Annotated in this window: 23 protein-coding genes; 9 read left to right on the top strand and 14 right to left on the bottom strand. The window is 42.3% G+C overall.

Annotated elements, in window-relative coordinates; translation table 11 throughout:
• Positions 1 to 21: 21 nt before the first annotated feature.
• The 8 genes from M1F17_RS16725 (at position 22) to M1F17_RS16690 (ending at position 9,728) form a co-directional block, all read left to right on the top strand.
• Positions 22 to 609, top strand: a complete 588-nt coding sequence (locus tag M1F17_RS16725) for a Maf family protein (protein WP_004258377.1) — start codon at positions 22 to 24, stop codon at positions 607 to 609.
• Positions 606 to 2,075 (top strand): ribonuclease G, encoded by a 1,470-nt coding sequence (gene rng, locus M1F17_RS16720; RefSeq protein ID WP_004258373.1) that lies wholly within the window; start codon positions 606 to 608, stop codon positions 2,073 to 2,075. The genes M1F17_RS16725 and rng overlap by 4 nt, the downstream gene beginning before the upstream one ends.
• A gap of 12 nt (positions 2,076 to 2,087) precedes the next feature.
• Positions 2,088 to 5,879, top strand: a complete 3,792-nt coding sequence (yhdP, locus tag M1F17_RS16715) for an AsmA2 domain-containing protein YhdP (protein WP_206277217.1) — start codon at positions 2,088 to 2,090, stop codon at positions 5,877 to 5,879.
• Positions 5,879 to 6,730, top strand: coding sequence for a deaminated glutathione amidase (nit1, locus tag M1F17_RS16710; RefSeq protein ID WP_004258360.1), 852 nt, complete (start codon positions 5,879 to 5,881; stop codon positions 6,728 to 6,730). Before yhdP ends, nit1 begins: the two co-directional genes overlap by 1 nt.
• 5 nt (positions 6,731 to 6,735) lie before the next feature.
• Positions 6,736 to 8,181, top strand: coding sequence for a metalloprotease TldD (gene tldD, locus M1F17_RS16705; protein WP_110591211.1), 1,446 nt, complete (start codon positions 6,736 to 6,738; stop codon positions 8,179 to 8,181).
• Between the two features lie 109 nt (positions 8,182 to 8,290).
• Positions 8,291 to 8,779 carry a ribonuclease domain-containing protein gene (locus M1F17_RS16700; protein WP_004258351.1) on the top strand — a complete coding sequence of 163 codons (489 nt, stop codon included), beginning with the start codon at positions 8,291 to 8,293 and terminating at the stop codon, positions 8,777 to 8,779.
• A 13-nt stretch (positions 8,780 to 8,792) separates the two neighbouring features.
• Complete coding sequence (locus tag M1F17_RS16695; RefSeq protein ID WP_096864405.1) at positions 8,793 to 9,080, top strand: barstar family protein; 288 nt, start codon at positions 8,793 to 8,795, stop codon at positions 9,078 to 9,080.
• Between the two features lie 60 nt (positions 9,081 to 9,140).
• Positions 9,141 to 9,728, top strand: coding sequence for an RBBP9/YdeN family alpha/beta hydrolase (locus tag M1F17_RS16690; RefSeq protein ID WP_094961511.1), 588 nt, complete (start codon positions 9,141 to 9,143; stop codon positions 9,726 to 9,728).
• On the opposite strand, the gene M1F17_RS16685 is transcribed toward M1F17_RS16690, so the two are convergent.
• The 3 genes from M1F17_RS16685 to yjgA all read right to left on the bottom strand — a co-directional run bounded on the left by M1F17_RS16685 (position 9,725) and on the right by yjgA (position 11,002).
• Positions 9,725 to 10,054, bottom strand: a complete 330-nt coding sequence (locus M1F17_RS16685; protein ID WP_004258336.1) for a low molecular weight protein tyrosine phosphatase family protein — start codon at positions 10,052 to 10,054, stop codon at positions 9,725 to 9,727. The genes M1F17_RS16690 and M1F17_RS16685 overlap by 4 nt on opposite strands.
• Positions 10,051 to 10,284, bottom strand: coding sequence for a hypothetical protein (locus M1F17_RS16680; protein ID WP_206277219.1), 234 nt, complete (start codon positions 10,282 to 10,284; stop codon positions 10,051 to 10,053). The genes M1F17_RS16685 and M1F17_RS16680 overlap by 4 nt, the downstream gene beginning before the upstream one ends.
• Positions 10,285 to 10,456: 172 nt before the next feature.
• Positions 10,457 to 11,002: a ribosome biogenesis factor YjgA gene (gene yjgA, locus M1F17_RS16675; RefSeq protein WP_004258329.1), complete on the bottom strand. Its 546-nt coding sequence runs from the start codon at positions 11,000 to 11,002 to the stop codon at positions 10,457 to 10,459.
• 185 nt (positions 11,003 to 11,187) lie between these two features.
• On the opposite strand from yjgA, the gene pmbA reads away from it, so the two are divergent.
• On the top strand, positions 11,188 to 12,528 hold the full coding sequence (pmbA, locus tag M1F17_RS16670; protein WP_004258326.1) for a metalloprotease PmbA: 1,341 nt from the start codon (positions 11,188 to 11,190) through the stop codon (positions 12,526 to 12,528).
• 133 nt (positions 12,529 to 12,661) lie between these two features.
• On the opposite strand, the gene rnk is transcribed toward pmbA, so the two are convergent.
• The 11 genes from rnk to kdsD form a co-directional block, all read right to left on the bottom strand.
• Positions 12,662 to 13,072 carry a nucleoside diphosphate kinase regulator gene (rnk, locus tag M1F17_RS16665; protein ID WP_004908251.1) on the bottom strand — a complete coding sequence of 137 codons (411 nt, stop codon included), beginning with the start codon at positions 13,070 to 13,072 and terminating at the stop codon, positions 12,662 to 12,664.
• A 214-nt stretch (positions 13,073 to 13,286) separates the two neighbouring features.
• On the bottom strand, positions 13,287 to 13,559 hold the full coding sequence (gene npr / locus M1F17_RS16660) for a PTS phosphocarrier protein NPr (RefSeq protein ID WP_004258320.1): 273 nt from the start codon (positions 13,557 to 13,559) through the stop codon (positions 13,287 to 13,289).
• A gap of 5 nt (positions 13,560 to 13,564) precedes the next feature.
• On the bottom strand, positions 13,565 to 14,416 hold the full coding sequence (rapZ, locus tag M1F17_RS16655) for an RNase adapter RapZ (RefSeq protein WP_004258318.1): 852 nt from the start codon (positions 14,414 to 14,416) through the stop codon (positions 13,565 to 13,567).
• Between the two features lie 119 nt (positions 14,417 to 14,535).
• Positions 14,536 to 15,003 (bottom strand): PTS IIA-like nitrogen regulatory protein PtsN, encoded by a 468-nt coding sequence (gene ptsN / locus M1F17_RS16650; RefSeq protein ID WP_004258311.1) that lies wholly within the window; start codon positions 15,001 to 15,003, stop codon positions 14,536 to 14,538.
• Positions 15,004 to 15,096: 93 nt separating this feature from the next.
• Positions 15,097 to 15,384: a ribosome hibernation promoting factor gene (gene hpf, locus M1F17_RS16645; protein WP_004258306.1), complete on the bottom strand. Its 288-nt coding sequence runs from the start codon at positions 15,382 to 15,384 to the stop codon at positions 15,097 to 15,099.
• 22 nt (positions 15,385 to 15,406) lie between these two features.
• The gene (gene rpoN / locus M1F17_RS16640; protein ID WP_004258305.1) at positions 15,407 to 16,852 is read right to left on the bottom strand and encodes an RNA polymerase factor sigma-54; all 1,446 of its coding nucleotides are present in this window, start codon (positions 16,850 to 16,852) and stop codon (positions 15,407 to 15,409) included.
• A gap of 42 nt (positions 16,853 to 16,894) precedes the next feature.
• The gene (lptB, locus tag M1F17_RS16635) at positions 16,895 to 17,620 is read right to left on the bottom strand and encodes an LPS export ABC transporter ATP-binding protein (RefSeq protein WP_004908261.1); all 726 of its coding nucleotides are present in this window, start codon (positions 17,618 to 17,620) and stop codon (positions 16,895 to 16,897) included.
• A gap of 5 nt (positions 17,621 to 17,625) precedes the next feature.
• Entirely contained in the window at positions 17,626 to 18,186 is a 561-nt protein-coding gene (gene lptA / locus M1F17_RS16630; RefSeq protein ID WP_004908264.1) for a lipopolysaccharide ABC transporter substrate-binding protein LptA, read from the bottom strand.
• Between the two features lies 1 nt (position 18,187).
• Positions 18,188 to 18,763: an LPS export ABC transporter periplasmic protein LptC gene (gene lptC, locus M1F17_RS16625; RefSeq protein ID WP_004258294.1), complete on the bottom strand. Its 576-nt coding sequence runs from the start codon at positions 18,761 to 18,763 to the stop codon at positions 18,188 to 18,190.
• 16 nt (positions 18,764 to 18,779) lie between these two features.
• On the bottom strand, positions 18,780 to 19,340 hold the full coding sequence (gene kdsC / locus M1F17_RS16620) for a 3-deoxy-manno-octulosonate-8-phosphatase KdsC (RefSeq protein WP_004258291.1): 561 nt from the start codon (positions 19,338 to 19,340) through the stop codon (positions 18,780 to 18,782).
• 14 nt (positions 19,341 to 19,354) lie between these two features.
• Entirely contained in the window at positions 19,355 to 20,323 is a 969-nt protein-coding gene (gene kdsD, locus M1F17_RS16615; RefSeq protein ID WP_036958027.1) for an arabinose-5-phosphate isomerase KdsD, read from the bottom strand.
• Between the last annotated feature and the right edge of the window lie 424 nt (positions 20,324 to 20,747).

Raw genomic sequence — 20,747 nt, 5'->3', positions numbered from 1 at the left:
GTCTGACTGGGAATACAGTTTATGTGTTTAATTTATCTTGCGTCCGGCTCACCCCGTCGACGTGAACTTGTTCAGCAACTTAATTATACCTTTGAGGTTTTACGTCCAGAGGTAGAAGAACAGTGGCAGGAGGGGGAGTTGCCTCAAGACTATGTTCAACGTCTTGCACGAGATAAATCTTTAGCTGGTGTTGCGATTGCACCCGATAATCAACCGGTTTTGGGCGCAGATACAATCGTTGTTCTAGCAGGGCAAATTTTAGAAAAACCGCGAGATAATCAGCACGCAGAAGAGATGCTAAGTGCATTATCAGGAAAAACCCATCAGGTCATGACGGCTATTGCCTTATCCAACCGTCAACAGACAATGCAGTCACTAATTGTGACAGATGTGACATTCCGCGAGTTATCTTTAATCGAAATACGGGACTATATACAATCTGGTGAGCCAATGGATAAGGCAGGCGCTTATGGAATACAAGGAATTGGTGGGCGTTTTATACGTAAAATTAATGGCAGCTACCATGGGGTTGTTGGTTTACCACTGGTTGAAACAGACGAGCTAATTCAGCGATTTTTAGCGTTAAGTGATGGTAAGGGGAAGTCATGACTGCGGAACTATTAGTAAACATTACGCCATCTGAAACGCGCGTTGCTTATATTGATGGTGGGATATTACAAGAAATTCATGTTGAACGAGAAGCAAAAAGAGGGCTAGTAGGGAATATTTACAAAGGCCGTGTGAGCCGAGTCTTACCGGGGATGCAGGCGGCCTTTGTTGATATTGGTCTAGATAAAGCGGCCTTTTTGCACGCTTCGGATATTATGCCCCATACGGAATGCATTGCGGGTGACGAACAAAAAAACTTTCATGTCAGGGACATCGCTGAGCTCGTTAAGCAAGGGCAAGATTTAATCGTTCAAGTCGTCAAGGACCCCCTTGGTACCAAAGGTGCTCGCCTAACTACGGATATTACACTCCCTTCTCGCTATTTGGTCTTTATGCCAGGAGCTTCCCATGTGGGAGTTTCACAACGTATTGAAAGTGAAGATGAAAGAGAACGCCTAAAAGAGTGTGTTTCACAGTATTGTGATGAAAATGGGGGCTTTATCATTCGTACGGCAGCAGAAGGGGTCGGGGAAGAGGAAGTTAAACAGGATGCCGCATTCTTAAAACGCCTGTGGGCAAAAGTGATTGAACGAAAAAAACGCAATGTGACTCGCACTAAAATTTATGGTGAATTAGCACTTGCTTACCGCATTATTCGTGATTTTGCCGGCGCTCACCTTGATCGCATTCGTGTTGACTCTCGTTTGACCTATACTCAATTACAAGAATTTATCGAAGAGTATGTGCCAGAAATGACAGCCAAGCTCGAACTCTATCAAGGGAATCAGCCGATATTTGACTTGTTTGACGTTGAAAACGAAATTCAGCGAGCAATGGACCGAAAAGTGGAGCTAAAATCAGGTGGTTATTTGATTATCGACCAAACTGAAGCCATGACGACCATTGATATTAATACGGGCGCATTTGTTGGGCACCGTAATCTTGAAGAAACCATCTTTAATACCAATATCGAAGCAACCCAAGCGATAGCAAGGCAACTGCGTTTACGCAACTTAGGCGGCATTATTATTATTGATTTTATTGATATGGCTGACCCGGAACATCGCCGCCGTGTATTAGCGTCATTAGAGCAGGCATTGAGTAAAGATAAAGTTAAAACAACCATTAATGGTTTTTCGCAACTGGGCTTAGTCGAAATGACGCGTAAGCGTACAAGAGAAAGCTTAGAACACGTATTATGTGATGATTGCCCGACTTGCCAAGGGCGCGGAACCGTTAAGTCGGTAGAAACGGTATGTTATGAAATTTTACGTGAAATAGTTCGTGTTCACCGTACTATCGATGCAGATAGGTTCTTAGTTTATGCATCCCAAGCGGTGGTTGATGTCCTTAAAGGGGATGAGTCACACGCCCTTGCAGAAGTTGAAATTTTTGTTGGAAAGCAAGTTAAAGTTCAGACTGAGCCTCTTTACAGTCAGGAACGTTTTGATGTCGTAATGATGTAAAAGGAGATTTGAGTGAGACGACTGCCACGTGTAGCACTGGTGACGACTGCGGTTATATTATTGCTGTGCGCGTTAGTGCTGTCAGGGCTGCGTTTTCTTCTGCCAAATATCGACAACTATCGGCAAGATCTGATTGATTACGTTGAAAAAAAGACCGATGTAGCGGTACAAATTGGTAAAATTGAAGGGGCTTGGCAATCTTTTGGCCCTGTACTGACGTTGTCCGATGTCGTTTTACAGAATAAAACTACCGATATTACAGCGAATACTATTACGGTTGAATTAGATATTTGGAGCTCGTTATTTTCTCTGCGCTGGCGTTTTCGTGACTTAACCTTTTACCAGTTAAATGTTGATCACAAAGTCCCTTTCAGCCTTGGCGATTCCTCGGAAGGGCAGTCTTTAGATGGTATTGAAGAGCTATTTTTAAGGCAATTTGACCATTTTGTACTAAAAGAAAGCCAATTAACTTTCCTCACACCTTCAGAACAAAAAACGACGCTGATTTTGCCTGAACTTTCTTGGCTCAACGATAACGACAGGCATCGCGCTCAAGGTTTTGTTAGTCTCGAAACCATCAATAAGCAGCATGGTTATCTGCAAGTAAAGCTTGATGTGTCAGATAAAAATGGCGTGTTAAGCGACGGTATTTTTTATTTGCAAGCGGATAATATTGATATGCAGCCATGGCTTAGCCGCTGGCTACGGGATAACACGTCATTACGGGACGCAAATTTTAGCCTGTCTTCTTGGGTAACACTGAAAAATAACCGGATTGATAGCGGCCTTATTCAATTACGGCAAGGGGAAGCCAATTGGGGAGCCGGCGAATTAGCGCAAAACTTGCAAGTCAATGATTTGCTTTTGCGAATGAAAAGGCAGGGAAATGGGTGGTTATTTAACATTCCTGAGCTTGATACCTTGAAAACCAATGAGTTTATCTGGCCACGAGGGAGCGCCTCTGTATTGTATTTGCCTGCCAGCAAAAAATATCAAGATAATGACCATTGGCGCATCCGTGCAAAAGATATTGAACTTGAACGTTTAAGTGAGATTTTACCCACTTTTTCCTTTTTAACGCCTGAAATGGTACAGGATTGGCAACATCGCCAACCAACTGGTGTGGTGAGTGAATTTGCGCTTGATATCACGCAAAATATGCCTGAAAACGTACAAATCAACATGGACTGGCAAAATGTTAGCTGGAAAAAATGGAAGGAGCTGCCTTCAGTTAATCACTTTTCAGGTGTTTTAATCGGTGGGATGCAAAGTGGTAGTGCCACCGTTAGCTTACAAGATAGTGAAGTTGACTATCGTGATGAATTTAAAGCGCCTTTCTCGATAAAAACGGCAACAGGTCAGTTCCATTGGGTCAATAATGCCAGTGAATTTAAGTTGTGGAGCCCATCATTAGAGCTACAAGCTCAGTCTCTTTGGGCAAATGGTGAGTTTCGTTACGCAAAAGCGAAAAAAGGAAATTATGCCGATCTCGCCATTCTTGCCGGAATCCGTTTAGATGATGCAGGGGATGCATGGCGTTATTTCCCACAAAAATTAATGGGCCAAGATGTGGCCGATTACCTGACGAAAGCGATTATTGCCGGTAGTGTAGATAATGCGACTTTAGTCTATAAAGGCGACCCTGCTCATTTCCCCTATGATAACAATGATGGGCAATTCCAAGTTTATGTCCCTTTGCGTGATGCAACATTCGAATATGACAGTGAATGGCCTGCGTTATTGAACTTAGATATGGACTTAGACTTTAGGCGTGCAGGGCTATATATGCATGCGCCAAGCGTGAAATTAGCGGATGCCACGGCAACCAACCTTGATGCCAATATCCCTGATTACACTAAAGAAATGCTGTATATCAATGCAGATATCAGTGGAACTGGAAAACAAATCCAGCAATATTTTGTGCATACCCCGATGAACCACTCAATTGGCGATACGCTTGAAGAGTTACAAATTGGGGGGACTGTTAATGGCCAATTAGGGTTATCTATTCCATTGGTGGCGGGTAAAGATGTTGTTGCCAAAGGAAAGGTCAATCTCAATAAAAATGATTTATATATTCAGCCAATTGATAGCACTATTTCCGCTTTAACGGGCAGCTTTGAGTTTAACAATGGAGATTTACGCGGTGACAACCTGCGTGGCCATTGGTTTGAACAGCCCATTACTGTTGATTTCACCACTACAGATCAAGCAAAAAATTATTTAGTGGATGTGAATGTTAGCGGAAACTGGGCGGTGAATAAGTTGGCAATGTTGCCTGCTGAGATTAAGCAAAAGGTGTCAGGAACCGCTAACTGGAAAAGCCAAGTTGCGATCACTATTCCGAATACAGCAAAAGAACCTGTTGGCTTACAAATAGACGTTAGCGCAGGGCTAAAACAACTGAAAAGCCAGCTACCCGCTATTGATAACGCTCTATTAGCCGAACTTGGGCAAATTAATGTTCAGGCTAAAGGAACAACAGAACAGTTGGTGGTTGGTGGTGATATCGGTAAGCGCATTGGTTTTAATACTCAATGGGGTCTGAGTAGTAAGCCTTTAAGCTTATTAAAAGCCCATGTTGCTCAATGGCGTGATGGTATTCCTGAATTACCTAAAAATGCAACTTTTGTTGTTGATTTGCCACCTATTACCGATATGAACTGGGAGAAATTAGCCGGGTTGCTAGTGTCATCCCATAGCCGCGAAGGGGGGATGAATATTGGTTTACCTGACATGCTTGAGGTCAATATCCCATCAATCTACCTCGCTGGGCAGCAATGGAATGCAGTAAATTTTTCCTATGACTTACAACGGGCTGAGCAATTAGTCAGTATCAATAGTGAAAACTTAAAAGGTTCGTTACAAATCTTTGCTTCACAGCCTTGGCAGGTCGCCATTGATTATTTGTATTACAACCCTAGTGAATCCTCTAGTACTCAAATCAATGACCTTGCTACGACACAAATCGATTTTAGCCAATGGCCGCAGTTCCAGTTTCACTGTAAAGAGTGTTGGGTCGCTGGGCAGAAATTGGGGGAAATTAGCGCTAATATCCAACCTAAAGGCACTTTATTGCAACTGACAGATGGCACGCTAGATAACAGCGTCACGAAATTAAAGTTAGATGCTATTTGGAACAGCGAAAAAGGCAATAAAACACAAATTGCAGGTTCATTAACCGGTGAAGCTTTTGACGAAACGGCGGCGTATTTTGGTATATTGGTTCCCATTATCCAATCACCTTATACTATTGAATTTGATTTAAATTGGGCTAATTTGCCTTGGTCACCAGATATCGCCTCTTTAAATGGTAAAATGTCTGCAAAATTGGGCAAAGGAGCGATTGCACAAATGGGCGGTGGTCGTGCCGGGCAAATATTGCGTCTAGTCAGTTTTGATGCCCTGTTGCGTAAACTACGATTTGATTTTAGCGATACATTTAGTGATGACTTTGATTTTGACTCCATTAAAGGTGATGCGACCATTAAAAATGGTGTACTGGTTTCGAAAAATACCTATGTTGATGGTTTAGTTGCAGATATCGCTTTTAATGGTCAAATTGACCTCGTTAAACGCCAAATTAATGTTGAAGCCGTCATTACACCGGAAATATCTGCTACAGTAGGAGTAGCAACCGCGTTTGTAGTAAACCCATTTGCAGGCGCTGCCGTATTTGCGGCAACGAAAGTGCTCGGTCCACTATGGAGTAAAGTTTCCGTTATTCGTTACCGAGTAACAGGTAGTTTGGACGAGCCGAAAATTGATGAAGTATTACGTCAACTGAAGGAGACTCAAGAGTAATGAAAAATGGCAACGTTGCACTTTTGCAGTTATGTAGCGGAAATAATACTAAACACAATTTGGCGCAAATCGAACAACAGATCAAACAGTTACCAGAGACTGTTGAATTAGTACTGACCCCTGAAAATGCATTGTTATTTGCGGATGCGGCGACTTATCGTAAACAAGCGGAAGAGCAAGGAAAAGGCCCTTTGCAAAGTGCGATCAGCGAAATGGCCAAACGTTATCATGTTTGGATTTTAATTGGCTCAATGCCAATGATTAGCCGTGAAGATCCTGAACGTATTACGAGTAGTAGCTTATTATTTGATTCCGAAGGAAATATTAAAGCTCGCTACGATAAAATTCATATGTTTGATGTCAATATCGAAGACGAGCAAGGCACTTATAACGAGTCTGTGATTTATCAACGCGGTGAACATATCACTGTCGTTGATACACCCGTTGGTCGTCTTGGCATGACAATTTGCTATGATTTACGTTTTCCTGGTTTATTCCAAGCATTACGTGAACAAGGCGCAGAAATTATCTCTGTACCAGCGGCATTTACCCGTTACACCGGTCAAGCACATTGGGAGCCGTTATTACGTGCTCGTGCGATAGAAAACCAATGCTATATTTTAGCACCTGCTCAAGTCGGTGTGCACGGTACGCGTCGCACATGGGGGCACAGCCTTGCGGTTGATGGGTGGGGTAAAGTGATGAAAAAGAACGTGGATGCAGTCGCGTCTACGGTACTGAATATTAAAACAGACAGCTTGAGTGTCATGCGAGAGCAAATCAAAGTGGTGAAACATAACCGCTTTAGACCGCAATTGACATCCTTGATTAAAAAAGAAACCAAAGAGTAACGAATATGAGTTTAGTTTCTGTCAGCGAACATTTGCTGGCCGCCAACCGCCTTGGGCAAGAAAATCTGTATGACATTTTAGGTTTGTTATCTGAGCGCCATCTGGATTATGCGGATCTGTTCTTTCAATCGAGCTTCCATGAGTCATGGGTGCTTGAAGATAGGATCATCAAAGATGGCTCTTACAATATCGACCAAGGTGTTGGTGTGAGAGCAGTCAGTGGTGAAAAAACCGGTTTTGCTTACGCAGACCAAATTTCGCTACATGCGCTGACACAAAGTGCGACCGCAGCACGCAGTATTGTGAATGAGCAAGGCTCTGGTAAATCACAAATTTTAACTAATGTTGAATATAAAAAACTGTATTCAGCAGCAGATCCACTGCAAAGCTTATCGCGGGAACAAAAAATTGATTTACTGCATCGTGTTGACCAAGTTGCACGCGCAGAAGACCCACGTGTTATCGAGGTCAATGCCAGTTTAACGGGTGTTTATGAGCAAGTGCTAGTCGCCGCAACAGATGGCACTTTGGCGGCAGATGTTCGTCCGTTAGTGCGTTTGTCAGTCAGCGTGCTGGTGGAACATGACGGTAAGCGCGAACGCGGTGCAAGTGGCGGTGGTGGCCGTTATGGTTACGAATATTTCTTGGAAATTCACCAAGGGCAAGTGGTTGCTGAGCAATATGCACGTGAAGCGGTGCGTATGGCGCTGGTGAATTTGTCAGCGATCGCAGCGCCTGCTGGAATGATGCCGGTTGTGCTGGGTGCTGGTTGGCCAGGGGTTCTATTGCATGAAGCGGTAGGCCATGGTTTAGAAGGTGACTTTAACCGTCGCGGCACCTCTGTTTTTTCAGGTCAAATAGGCGAACAAGTGGCATCACCTCTGTGCACTGTGGTGGATGATGGCACGATAGCGGGCCGTCGAGGCTCTCTCGCCATTGATGACGAAGGGGTACCTGGGCAGTATAACGTCCTAATAGAAAATGGTATTTTACGTAATTATATTCAAGATAAACTGAATGCACGCCTGATGGGAGTTGCTCCAACAGGTAATGCACGTCGTGAATCTTATGCGCACTTACCTATGCCGCGTATGACCAATACCTACATGTTAGCAGGTACATCAACGCCAGAAGAAATTATTGCGAGTGTGGATAAAGGCATTTATGCACCAAACTTTGGTGGTGGTCAGGTAGATATCACCTCAGGTAAATTTGTATTTTCAACATCAGAAGCTTACCTGATTGAAAAAGGTAAGATTACTTCTCCTGTGAAGGGAGCGACGTTAATTGGCTCGGGTGTTGAAGCTATGCAGCAGATTTCAATGGTTGGTAATGACTTAGCGCTAGATAAAGGCGTTGGTGTTTGTGGCAAAGAAGGCCAAAGTGTCCCTGTTGGTGTAGGCCAACCTACATTAAAACTGGACAAACTGACTGTTGGCGGTACCGCATAATCGTTCTTGGCGATATAAACTAGGCTCTGCTCGCCCTTGTAACAACTTCTTGTCGATGTTGTGACTGGGGCGATTGTGTGCCTGCAAAGCACAAAACAACTGAGGTGTTATGAATAAACGTTTTTTACCCGTCGTATTGATGGCTATTTTGATTGTGATTAGCCTTTATTTTAATGGTGGAGATAAAACACCATCTGAACCATCCGTTAATCAAAGCAATCCACCTTCTCGTGAAGCGATAACGCCAAAAGAAACACCACAACCGATTGATAAGCTGACTGCACAAGATAACGTGGTTAGTTTTATGGAAAAATATCAAAAACTTCCCGCTTTCTATATGACGAAAAAACAAGCCCGTGAAGCCGGATGGGATGCGAAAAAAGGTAATCTTTGCGATGTGTTACCTGGAAGAGCGATTGGCGGCGACCGTTTTTCTAACCGTGAGAAAAGTTTACCCATTGCACAAGGACGCCAATGGTTTGAAGCAGACATTAATTATCGCTGTGGTCATCGCGGGGCGGACCGTTTGCTATACTCATCAGATGGGATGATTTTTGTGACTCATGACCATTATAAGAGCTTTACACAAGTCAACTAAAGGAAATACCGTGATGAGCAAACAGGTGAGCTTTGATTTCAGGCAGATAAACTCATTGAATGATTTTTATGACCAATTTGCTCAACAATTTTCCCTTCCTGATTGGTTTGGTCATAATCTTGATGCTTTGTGGGACATGGTTTCCGCAGGCATTGAGTTACCTGTAACCATCACGTTTTCACATATGACCGCGGAACAACGTATAAAATTCGCAGATGTTATTGATGTGATGAATGACGCACAAGACATGTGGGAAGAAGAGTTTATTTTTGCTTTAGATATAACAAAAAGCTCTAACTAATATTCCTATCACTCATGGTAAAGTCTAAATAAGATAACTGAGCTGATAGGGGTCTTTAGGATGAATAACGTTACTTGCACTGCATTTCCACTAAAAGAAAAAAAATTTCTTATTGTTCATGGCTACACGGCATCCCCTGAAAAAAATTGGTTTCCATGGTTGAAATCAGAGCTTGAAGCCTTAGGCGCTTTTGTTAACGTCCCCACCATGCCTGACTCTTTAGCCCCCAACCCTGAAAGGTGGCAGCAGCGCTTGCAGCATTTACCTTTTGATATTGATGAAAATACGATTTTGATTGGCCATAGCTTAGGTTGCGTTACTGCATTGCGGTTTCTTCAACATGCAGGGCAATCGGTGGCAGGTTATGTATTGGTATCAGGGTTTGACGAAGAACAGCCTACATTGCCTGAATTACAGCCTCACACCGTTGAACCATTGAATTATGACGAACTCATAAAAGTGGCAAATAATCGAATATCGATTATATCAACCAATGATGAAATTGTGTCGCCGGGGTCTTCGAAAGCATTGGCAGAGGCCTTAAAAACACAGGTTATTATTGAGGAATCTGCTGGGCATTTCCTTGATAGAGAAGGCTATACTGAGTTCAAAACACTACTTGATACGATCAAAACGCATTTTAGCTAGTTATGGTTGGTAAGAATACTAGGCACACTGGTTTTGAGTATTTCAATCAACTCTGGGTCCATATATGGGTAATCATCAGGAATATCCAGAACATGAAGCGGTTTGTATTCCAAAAGGCGGGGGAAATCTGCTTTTAAGCGGTTTTTATGTTTTTGCTCCATCACAAAAATTACATCTGCCCAGCGGATTAAATCCGCATTAACAGGGCGCTTCGCATTGCGGCTCGTTCCCGCTGAACGGGTGACCCAACTTTCATGGTTGCGCCAGATCTGTTCAGCGGTTGGACTACGCCATTGGTTTTTACTGCAAATGAATAAAATATTCACGAGTTGTTGTGTATCTCTTCAAGGCTAATACGGGCAAGCTGTATATTACTTACTTGCGGGTATGCCATACCTAATTGGGCTGCACGGATCATTTTTTCGCTTCGATCGTACATCTGTTTCCAGTTTTTTTCAGGTGTATAGCAGTCAACTAGTCGTGAATTTAGTTGATCACGGGATTTATTGATTCGAGCTTTGGCTCTGCGCCATGCTCTATTTCGGGTATTATCCATATCTTCCTCATTATTTATCGGGGTTCAGCAGCCGCGATAATACGGGTCAGAGTATGTCTAACAATGGCATGATAGGTTGTTTCGGCAGCGCTATCAACACGCTTCTGGCTTTTTCAGATTATTGCTTAATTTACAAAAAAAATCCCCTAGCCGTAGCATAGGGGATAATTCATTAAGCCATTTCAGAGAGATCTTTCAAATATTGAAAGATTTGGCGATAAGCTTTCGGCGGTTTGTTGCCTTCACGCTCTTTTTTTGCATTACGGACTAATGCACGCAGTTGTTGCCTGTCTGTTTGTGGGAACAGGGCAACCACGTCTTCAATGACTTCATCACCGCCATCTAATAAACGGGTACGTAAGTCTTCCAGTTTATGTAAAATTACCACTTGCTGGTTGTGGCGGTTTTTAAGCTTGTCCAGAGCCTCAGTAATGGGCTCAACCTCACGTGAACGTAATAACTTACCAATCAATTGCAATTGGCGGCGACGGCCTTCACGTTTGATTTTTTGGGCAAGTTCAATGGCTTCAAGTAATTGAGTATCTAACGGGATGCGTTCTAATTCACTTTTACTTAAATCAACGAGCTCAGCCCCTAACTTTTTGAGGATCTCAGCATCGCGTTTAATTTCGCTTTTACTGACCCAAATGATTTCCTCGTCTTCTTCGTCTTGCGGCGCTGGGATATCATCCAGCCAGTCATCAGGCTGTTTGGCCATATCGATTTTCCTTTTTACCGAACACAGTGGTTTAATTACGCGTAATTAATATGATTTACTGTGTTGTGAGTGTTAACATTCATCTATTATATATTGTAACTGGGAAAACCCCTCTATGACTACCTAGCATTTGCTTGTTAGGGCAGAAAATCACGTTTCCCCCACATTATTGATTGGACTAAAGCATGAGTGTAACTGAACAAGTCACCGAACAACGTAAAAAACTCGAAGAAGCCGTCGCGCACGCATTAGAATTTGCTAAAACACGTTGTGATGCTGCGGAAGTCGCAGTAAACAAAAGCACTGGGATTAGTGTAAGTACCCGCCAAGGGGAAGTCGAAAATGTTGAGTTTAACAGTGATGGAGCGCTAGGGATCACTGTTTATTATCAACAACGTAAAGGCAGTGCGTCTTCAACAGATTTAAGCCCTGAAGCTATTGAACGGACTGTTCAGGCGGCAATTGATATTGCTAACTATACCTCAGAAGACCCGTGTGCAGGGCCGGCAGACAAATCTTTGCTGGCTTTTGAAGCACCAGACCTCAATTTGTTTCAAGCGAGCGAACTTTCTCCTGAAGAGGCGATCCGCTTAGCGTCGATTGCGGAAATGTCAGCATTAAATGCAGACTCCCGCATTGTGAATACGGAAGGCGGTAGCTTTAATGGGCACTACGGGGTTCGTGTATTTGGTAACTCCCATGGCATGCTGCAAAGCTATTGTTCAAGCCGCTATTCGATGTCAAGTTGTGTGATTGCTGAGCAAAATGGTGAAATGGAGCGTGATTACGCTTATACGATTGGCCGTAGCTTAGGGGCATTACAGTCGCCTGAGTGGGTTGGGCAGGAGTGTGCTCGTCGTACTTTGTCTCGTTTATCGCCACGTAAATTACCGACAATGAAAGCCCCTGTTATTTTTGCTGCAGAAGTGGCAACAGGCCTATTTGGTCACTTAGTTGGTGCCATTAGTGGCAGCAGTATTTACCGTAAATCTTCTTTCTTACTCGATAGCTTAGGAAAGCAAATTTTACCAAGCTGGCTAACTATCAATGAGCAACCCCATTTAATGGGCGGGTTGGCGTCATCACCTTTTGATAGCGAAGGCGTACGCACTTGTGAGCGCAATATTGTCGAAAATGGCGTTTTGCAAACGTGGTTAATGACCAGCTATTCTGCAAGAAAATTGGGTTTACAAAGTACTGGGCATGCTGGAGGCATCCATAACTGGCGTATTGCAGGGCAAGGGCTTTCATTCGAAGCATTGCTGAAACAAATGGGAACAGGGCTAGTCGTTACTGAATTAATGGGACAAGGGGTTAGTGGTATCACTGGTGATTACTCTCGTGGGGCTTCAGGTTTTTGGGTCGAAAACGGTGAAATTCAGTATCCTGTGAGTGAGATTACCATTGCTGGTAACCTAAAAGAGATGTGGGCGAATATGGTTACTATCGCTGATGATATTGAAACTCGCAGTAATATTCAGTGTGGTTCGGTACTGATCCCAGAAATGAGTATTGCCGGGGAGTAGGTTTCTACTCTGCCCATTTAAAGGCAACAAAAAAGGCACTCAATTGAGTGCCTGAATATGTCAGAGGACTTACCTGAGTTTTTTAAATAAAACTTTTTTCGCTAAGCCTTCCTTAATTCAGCCGTTATCGTTATTAACGGTGGAACTCACCAGCCGCTTCTGGCTGATAAACGATTTCCAGTACGCGAACACGCGTTTGAACACCGTTTGGCAGTTCCCAGCTGATTTCATCGTTTACATGCAATCCCAACAAAGCTGCCCCAATCGGTGCCATAACAGACAGCTGCTCTGCACTATCTTTCAGGGACGCAGGGTAAACTAAGGTGCGTGTGCGTTCTTCGTTGCTGATTAAATCCAAAAAGCGAACGGTACTGTTCATCGTGACCACATCCGCAGGGATCTCTTGCGGGCTTAAGATATCTGCACGGTCAAGTTCATCATTGAGCGCTTCGGCAACTGGTGTGCCCGCATAAGCCGGCTGTTCCATCAGTGCATCTAAACGTTCAGCATCTAAATCATTGATAATAATTGTTGGCTTTGTCATACCACACTCCAATAGAGACATACAAAGCAAACACCCCCCACCCATAAGGTAGGGGGTGTCGCTAGAAATAAGTTTGTTTAAAATATTAGGCGCTATACGCTTTAAAGGGAAGAGATCATGATCACGATCTCTAAGCCTGCCTAGATAAAAATCTACTGATTGATATTATCAGTAGCTAGCTTGAAACTCAGCTGCTTTTCATCAGCGATATCAGCTATTCTTCATCAAACCTGTTTTCGAATAGGTTGATAATTGCGGACAAGGCCTGGTTTTCATCTGGGCCGCTAACTTCGATATCAATCTTACTGCCTTGTTCTGAGTCTAACATCAACATCGCAATAACGCTATCGGCCTCAGCCTCAATTTGATTATTATTACGCAAAATAACTCTTGAGTTAAATTGTTTAACTAAATCATAGAGTAACATAGCAGGCCTTGCATGCATTCCAAGCCGATTTTTGAGCGTTATTGTGGCTTTTACTGTCATTGCTGTTATTTGCGCTTTTCCAATGTTCTGTGGCGTGACTGCACGTTTTTACCACGGGAACGGAAATAGTCGGCAAGTTGCTCTGCGACATACACGGAACGGTGTTTACCTCCCGTACAGCCAATTGCAACAGTTAAGTAGCTACGGTTATTGGTTTCTAACATCGGCAGCCATAATTCTAAATAGCTACGAGTTTGATAGATGAAGTTATGGACTTCAGTATGCCTATCCAAGAATGCAGCGACTGGCCGGTCAAGGCCTGTCATCGGGCGCAATTTCGGGTCCCAGTGTGGGTTGGGTAAAAACCGTACATCGAATACATAATCGGCATCAATAGGAATACCATGTTTGAAACCAAAGGATTCAAACACCATTGTCAGTTCACGCTCACGCTTGCCCATCAAACGTGTTCTTAGCATTTCAGCTAATTCATGAACGGACATTTCAGAAGTATCGATGACTAAATCAGCACGAGAGCGTAAAGGCTCAAGTAACTCATTTTCTTCATCTATTGCGCTCTCAAGTGAAAGATTTTTACTTGAAAGTGGGTGCAACCGACGAGTGTCACTGTAACGGCGAATAAGCGTGTTGCGGTCAGCATCTAGAAACAACAATTGAGGAGAGAAGGTTGAAGGCAATTTATCAATCGCTTCTTCGAAAATCTCTGGATTATCGGGCATATTACGCACGTCGATACTAACCGCTGCTGAAATGTTACGATCAGCCAGTGAATTCGCTAACTCCGGTAGTAATACAACCGGTAGGTTATCTACGCAATAGAAACCCATATCTTCCAGCGCACGTAAGGCAACGGATTTCCCCGAACCGGAACGGCCGCTGACTATCATCAGCACCATGAGCTTGCTCCCTTTTGTTTCCTAATAATGAGTTTCTTGAAAAGCAGTACTTGCCAATTAATATTATTTAGAAACCATAACAATATCATTTGCATATGGCAAGATACATAATTTATCACTTACTCTGTAATTATGCTGTATAGCTCTTCATCACTTTGTGCACTGCGTAGGCGTTTACAGAGCGTTTTATCGGCTAGTTTTTTGGCGATAAGCGACAACGTATGCAGGTGCGTTTTACATTGGTCAGATGGCACAAGTAAAGCGAAAAGCAAGTCAACAGGTTGATTATCAATTGCATCAAAAGCAATCGGTTCTTCTAAATGTAAAAAAACACCGACAGCACGGCTACTTTCACCTTCATTCAGCTTTCCATGAGGAATGGCAATACCACCACCAATACCTGTTGTACCAACTTTTTCTCTGGTTAATAACGCTTCAAATACCGTATTTTCAGGTAATTCCAATTCAACGGCAGCCAGCTCACTAATAATTTCTAAAGCTCTTTTTTTACTCGTGCACACAATATTATTACGTGTACAGGCTGATGATAAAACAACGTTTAACTGGATTTCTATATCACTATTCATTTTATTGTTCACTTAGGACTACAAAACCAGATGGTGTATCCCACCATCTGGTTTGAAACATTATTCGGCTAATTAATAAGCCGCATCAATGCATTAATGTTGTCTCAGTTTTTCTTTATGTTTGGTTAATTGGCGCGACAGCTTGTCTACGAGTATATCTATAGCAGCGTACATATCATTTTCTTCCGCTGATGCGTGGAGATCCGCTCCATTAACTTGCACGGTTGCTTCAGCAATTTGCTGAACTTTTTCAACTTTCAAGACAACTTGGATACCATTAATGCGATCAAACAATTGCTCCAATTTTTTGAGTTTTTTCTCAACAGTCTCGCGCAATGCAGGAGTAACTTCAATATTGTGTCCAGTAATCTGAAATTCCATACAATCTTCCTTATTTTATCAATTAAACCAGTTGTTTACGCTGGTTAGAGGGCGGAATGGATAACGATTCTCGATACTTAGCAACAGTTCTGCGAGCGACTTGAATGCCTTGTTCTGCAAGCATACTCGTCAATTTACTGTCACTCAATGGTTTTGCTGGGTTTTCAGCAGCAACCAGTTTTTTCACCAATGCTCGAATTGCGGTTGAGGAGGCTTCGCCACCTGTGTCCGTATTGACATGGCTGGAGAAAAAATATTTCAACTCAAAAATGCCTCGTGGGCTATGGAGAAACTTTTGAGTTGTCACTCGTGAGATAGTTGATTCATGCATGTCCACTTGATAGGCGATATCGGCCAGTATCATCGGTTTCATGTGTTCCTCACCCAGCTCAAAGAATTCTTGTTGCTGTTCTACAATACAAGTCGCGACTTTTAATAGTGTCTCGTGGCGGCTCTCAAGGCTTTTAATCAGCCATTTTGCATCTTGTAGATGACTACGAATATATTGAGAGTCATCTTCATTTGCTGAATTGTTTAGCATCGAAGCATAATGGTTATTAATACTTAGTTTAGGGATGCTATCTGTATTTAATTCAACTTGCCAGTGCCCTGCGATTTTTTTCACTAAAACATCTGGAATAACGTATTCCGACTCCCCAGTATTGATGGATTGGCCTGGTTTTGGATTCAGCGTTAAAATTAAGTCTATCGCAGTTTTTAGGGCATCTTCTTTTAAACGAGTTAATTTCCCTAACTGACGAAAGTCACGGTTAGCCAATAAATCAATATGATTACTGATAATGAGCTTTGCATCTTGTAGCCCATCTGTTTCCTTAGGGTAGAGTGACAATTGGATTAATAAACACTCTTTTAAGTCTTGTGCTGCGACACCCAATGGGTCGAAATGCTGAATACGTTTTAGGACAGCAATGACTTCTTCAATACTAATCTCTGGGTTATCAATCCCTTCATGTATATCAGAAATGGCTGTTGTCAGGTAACCGGAATCATCTATTGAATCAATAATAGCTGTAGCTATTGCTCTGTCCGTGTCAGTAAAAGGGGTCAGTTCAGCTTGCCACGTCAGGTAATCTTGTAATGTTTGCGTAGTTTCACCTTGATAAACAGGGAGTTCATCAAAATTATAATCATTACTGGTGCCTGACGGCGTTCCTGCCGTATATATTTCATCCCAATTAGTATCTAAAGGGAGCTCATCCGGCATATCATGGTTTTCGAGCGCATCTTTGGTATCAAGCTCACTGGTATCCGCATTTTCATTCAGGGAGTCAATAGATTCAGTCTCGGGATTTAATTCTTCTTGCTCAAGCAGTGGGTTTGTTTCCAAGGCGAGTTGAATTTCTTGCTGAAGCTCAAGTGTAGACAGCTGCAACAAGCGGATAGCCTGCTGCAATTGAGGGGTCATTGCAAGTTGTTGACTGACTCTAAGCTGCAAACTTTGCTTCATGAATCTGCTTTAATCTCCCTAAAAAAATGACAACACGATAATTTATAACCGGAAACCTTCACCCAAGTATACACGTTTTACTTGCTCGTTCTCTAAGATCATGGTTGGTGACCCATGAGCAATTAAGTGCCCTTGGCTGACAATATAGGCTCTTTCACACACATCTAAGGTTTCACGCACGTTATGGTCGGTGATTAGCACACCGAGGCCGTAATCCCTTAAGTGCTGAATAATTTTTTTGATATCTAAGACGGAAATAGGGTCAACACCCGCAAAAGGTTCGTCTAATAAAATAAATTTTGGGTTAGCAGCAAGTGCACGAGCAATTTCCACACGGCGGCGCTCCCCACCGGATAGCGACTGCCCCATGCTGTCGCGAAGATGAGTAATACTAAATTCTTCCATCAGTTCTTCAGCACGTTCTTTACGTTGTTGGGAACTCAAATCTTCGCGAATTTCTAACACAGCCATTAAGTTATCATAAACACTGAGGCGGCGAAAAATTGAGGCTTCTTGAGGAAGATAGCCAATTCCGCGGCGCGCACGTTCATGCAGCGGTAGAAGGCTGATATCTTCACCATCAATCATAATTTTGCCAGCGTCCCGCTGAACAATACCCACCACCATATAAAAGGTCGTTGTTTTACCGGCACCATTTGGCCCCAATAAGCCAACGATTTCACCTGATTTAACTTCCAAGCTGACATCTTCAACGACTTTACGTTTTTTATAGGCTTTAGCTAGATTTTCAGCGGTTAGTGTCGCCATAACAGTTATTTACTCTTACTTGCTGATGAATTTTTATTTGCCGCAGGGCCTTTTTCTTGCAATTGTGCCGGCAGTATCACGGTGGTGACGCGTTTACCTTTATCACTAAACGCTTCCATTTGTTGCGTTGGAACTAAATAGGTAATTTTGTCACCCTGAATATTGCTGTCTAACTGCTCAAGATAGGCATTACCTGTTAATGTGACGAGTTGTTTATCAACCTCATAACGGGCTTTGCTGGCATGGCCTTTAATCGGTTTACCATCATCCTGTAATTGGTAAAAGGTAACCGGGGTCCCAAAGGCCTCAATCACAATTTTATCCGAGTCACTACTTGGACGTGTTACAACCACTTTATTGGCTCTGATATCAATAGAACCTTGTTTAATAACAACATCATCAGTAAAGGTGGTGACGTTTTTTTCTAAATCAAGAGATTGTTTGACCGAATTAATCGTCATTGGCTGCTGCGTATCACTTTTTAATGCCATCGCAGGTAGGCTAAGAGCCAAAATTGCACTGGCAACAGCTCCTTGAATAAAACGTTTCTTAGTTACTTGATTCATTTTAATGCTCTTCTGGTTGTAACACATAATGAGTTTTTACATCTTCGATTAATTCAGCCGTTTTTGTACGAAGGTTTCCCTTCATTTTCATACCGGTAGAATTGAGACCATGTCCAATAATGGTCACTTTATCATCAGATGAAACGTCTTGTGTTGTCAAATTGACAACTGCACTCTCAGTTGTAATTCGTTGGATCTGCGACTCTTTGGTTAAGCTATCAACCTGAACATCGCTATATAAATAGAGAATTCTATCGTTCGTTAACCGTGCTTTGAAAGCCTTAACCGTCCAGGTTGGCTCGCCAGCTTCGTTATAAGTGGTTAGAACTGGTTTCGAAAACCACGTGATTTTTCCTTCAGTATAATTATCTATTTTCTCTGAAACGAGTTTATACGCTAAATTACCCGTTGGATTATAGACAAAAGTCACTGAATCATCAGTTTGATAATTAGGTTGCCCATCATTAATTACTTTATCCTCTGCACTGTCGGAATCATTACCCGCTAAATTCCAGCCGATAAGGCCTAATACTACTAAGGATAAAATAACAATTAACCACTTCTTCGCATTGCTCATGAATTCAATCTATTCGTTATATTGATAAACCTTTTGCTTCTTCCAGTTTGTCTTGAGAAAGCAAAATAAGGTCACAAAGTTCGCGGACTGCACCTTTTCCCCCACCAATACGAGTCACGTAATCAGCTCTCGGTAATAACAAAGGATGGGCATCAGCGACGGCGACGGATAAGCCTACTTTGGCCATAACAGGCCAGTCAATCAGATCGTCTCCAATATAAGCTATTTCTTCAGCTGATAATTGTAGTGTATCTAACAGTTCGTAATACGCCAAAAGCTTATCGCTTTGACCTTGGTAAAGATATGTAATGCCTAATGTTTGAGCCCTATCTTCAAGAAGTTTCGCTTTTCTTCCTGTTATGATGGCGACTTCAATACCGGAAGTTAATAAGCAGCGTATCCCATAGCCGTCACGGACATTAAAAGCTTTGAGTTCCTCGCCATTATTCCCCATATAGACCAAGCCATCTGACATGACACCATCAACATCACAGATCAGTAATTTGATTTTTTCTGCTTTATTTAAAACAGTATTGGCAACAGGGCCATAGCAGGTTTCCAAAAAGGTAGACGTCATGGTATTTCCTTATGTTATACAACACCGGCTTGTAGCAGATCATGCATATGTAGCACACCGACTAATTTATTATCATTTGCGACTAATAACGAAGTCACGTGCCGAGATTGCATTAAATTTAGTGCTTCAACCGCTAACATTGTTGGTGATACCCGAATTCCACCGGGGGTCATTAAATCAGCAATCTTAGCGTTATTTAGGTCGATTCCCATATCAAAGATACGGCGTAAATCCCCATCAGTGAAAATACCTTCAATATTCATGTCATCATCACAAATGACTGTCATCCCCAGTTTTTTACGGGTGATTTCCACTAAAGCCTCACGTAAAGACGCGCTTTTAGGAATATGGGGGATTTCATCACCCGTATTCATTAAATCACGAACGAGGAGTAAAAGTTTGCGCCCAAGTGCGCCACCTGGATGCGAAAGCGCAAAATCATTCGCCGTGAACCCGCGTGCAGTTAATAAGGCAATAGCTAATGCATCTCCCATTACAAGTGTCGCTGTTGTACTCGTGGTCGGTGCTAGCCCCAAAGGACAGGCTTCTTGAGGTACTTTGATACACAAGTGGACATCTGCATATTTTCCCATATTACTTTCAGGGTTGTTAGTCATACAGATTAAAGGCACTTTAATTCTTTTTAAAACAGGAAGTAAGGCTAAAATTTCCCCTGACTCGCCAGAATTTGAAATAGCTAACACAACATCTTTATGAGTAATCATCCCAAGGTCACCGTGGCTAGCTTCCCCTGGGTGAACAAAAAATGATGGCGTTCCTGTACTTGCTAGTGTAGCGGCAATTTTACGGCCAATATGCCCCGATTTCCCCATTCCCATTACGACGACTTTGCCTTCACAGTTAAAAATAAGCTGGCAAGCGTTGTCAAAGTCAGTATTGATATATTGTTCTAGGTTTTTTAAACCTTCGTGTTCGATATGGAGAACTTCTTTACCTACTTTCTGAAAATCGAAGTTTGACATTTCTAGTTCCATGCGTAGCTTTTAAGTTAATCGGATTAGCGAAATCAAATTGTATAACGAATACTTAGTATCAGTAAGTATTTTGTCAGTTAAGCACTTTTTAATGTTAGTTTTATACTTAATGAGTATTTTAGGGTGCTTCGATGTAGAATTTAATACGTACAAGATGGTTTTATTAGCATCTTGAACCAAAAACAGATATGCAAATTCGCGTATCCTCAAGTTAGGTAATCACAACATTCTAAGAGCTATCTGCTGTTAATAGTGATAGTTTTTGCTGACTATAAATAAATTATATTGTTTTTTCTCTGTTTCCTTTTGATAAAAACAGAGTTGTAATTCTAAAAGTCATATTTTCGACGCTATAATACTATAAATTCTATTTTGTTGTGATATTTGACGATTTTCAGTTTATCTTTCGGTA

The sequence above is a fragment of the Providencia sp. PROV073 genome, from assembly GCF_033688125.1.
Classification (GTDB): Bacteria; Pseudomonadota; Gammaproteobacteria; order Enterobacterales; family Enterobacteriaceae; genus Providencia; species Providencia hangzhouensis.
This window is presented reverse-complemented; position numbering and strand designations above follow the sequence as displayed.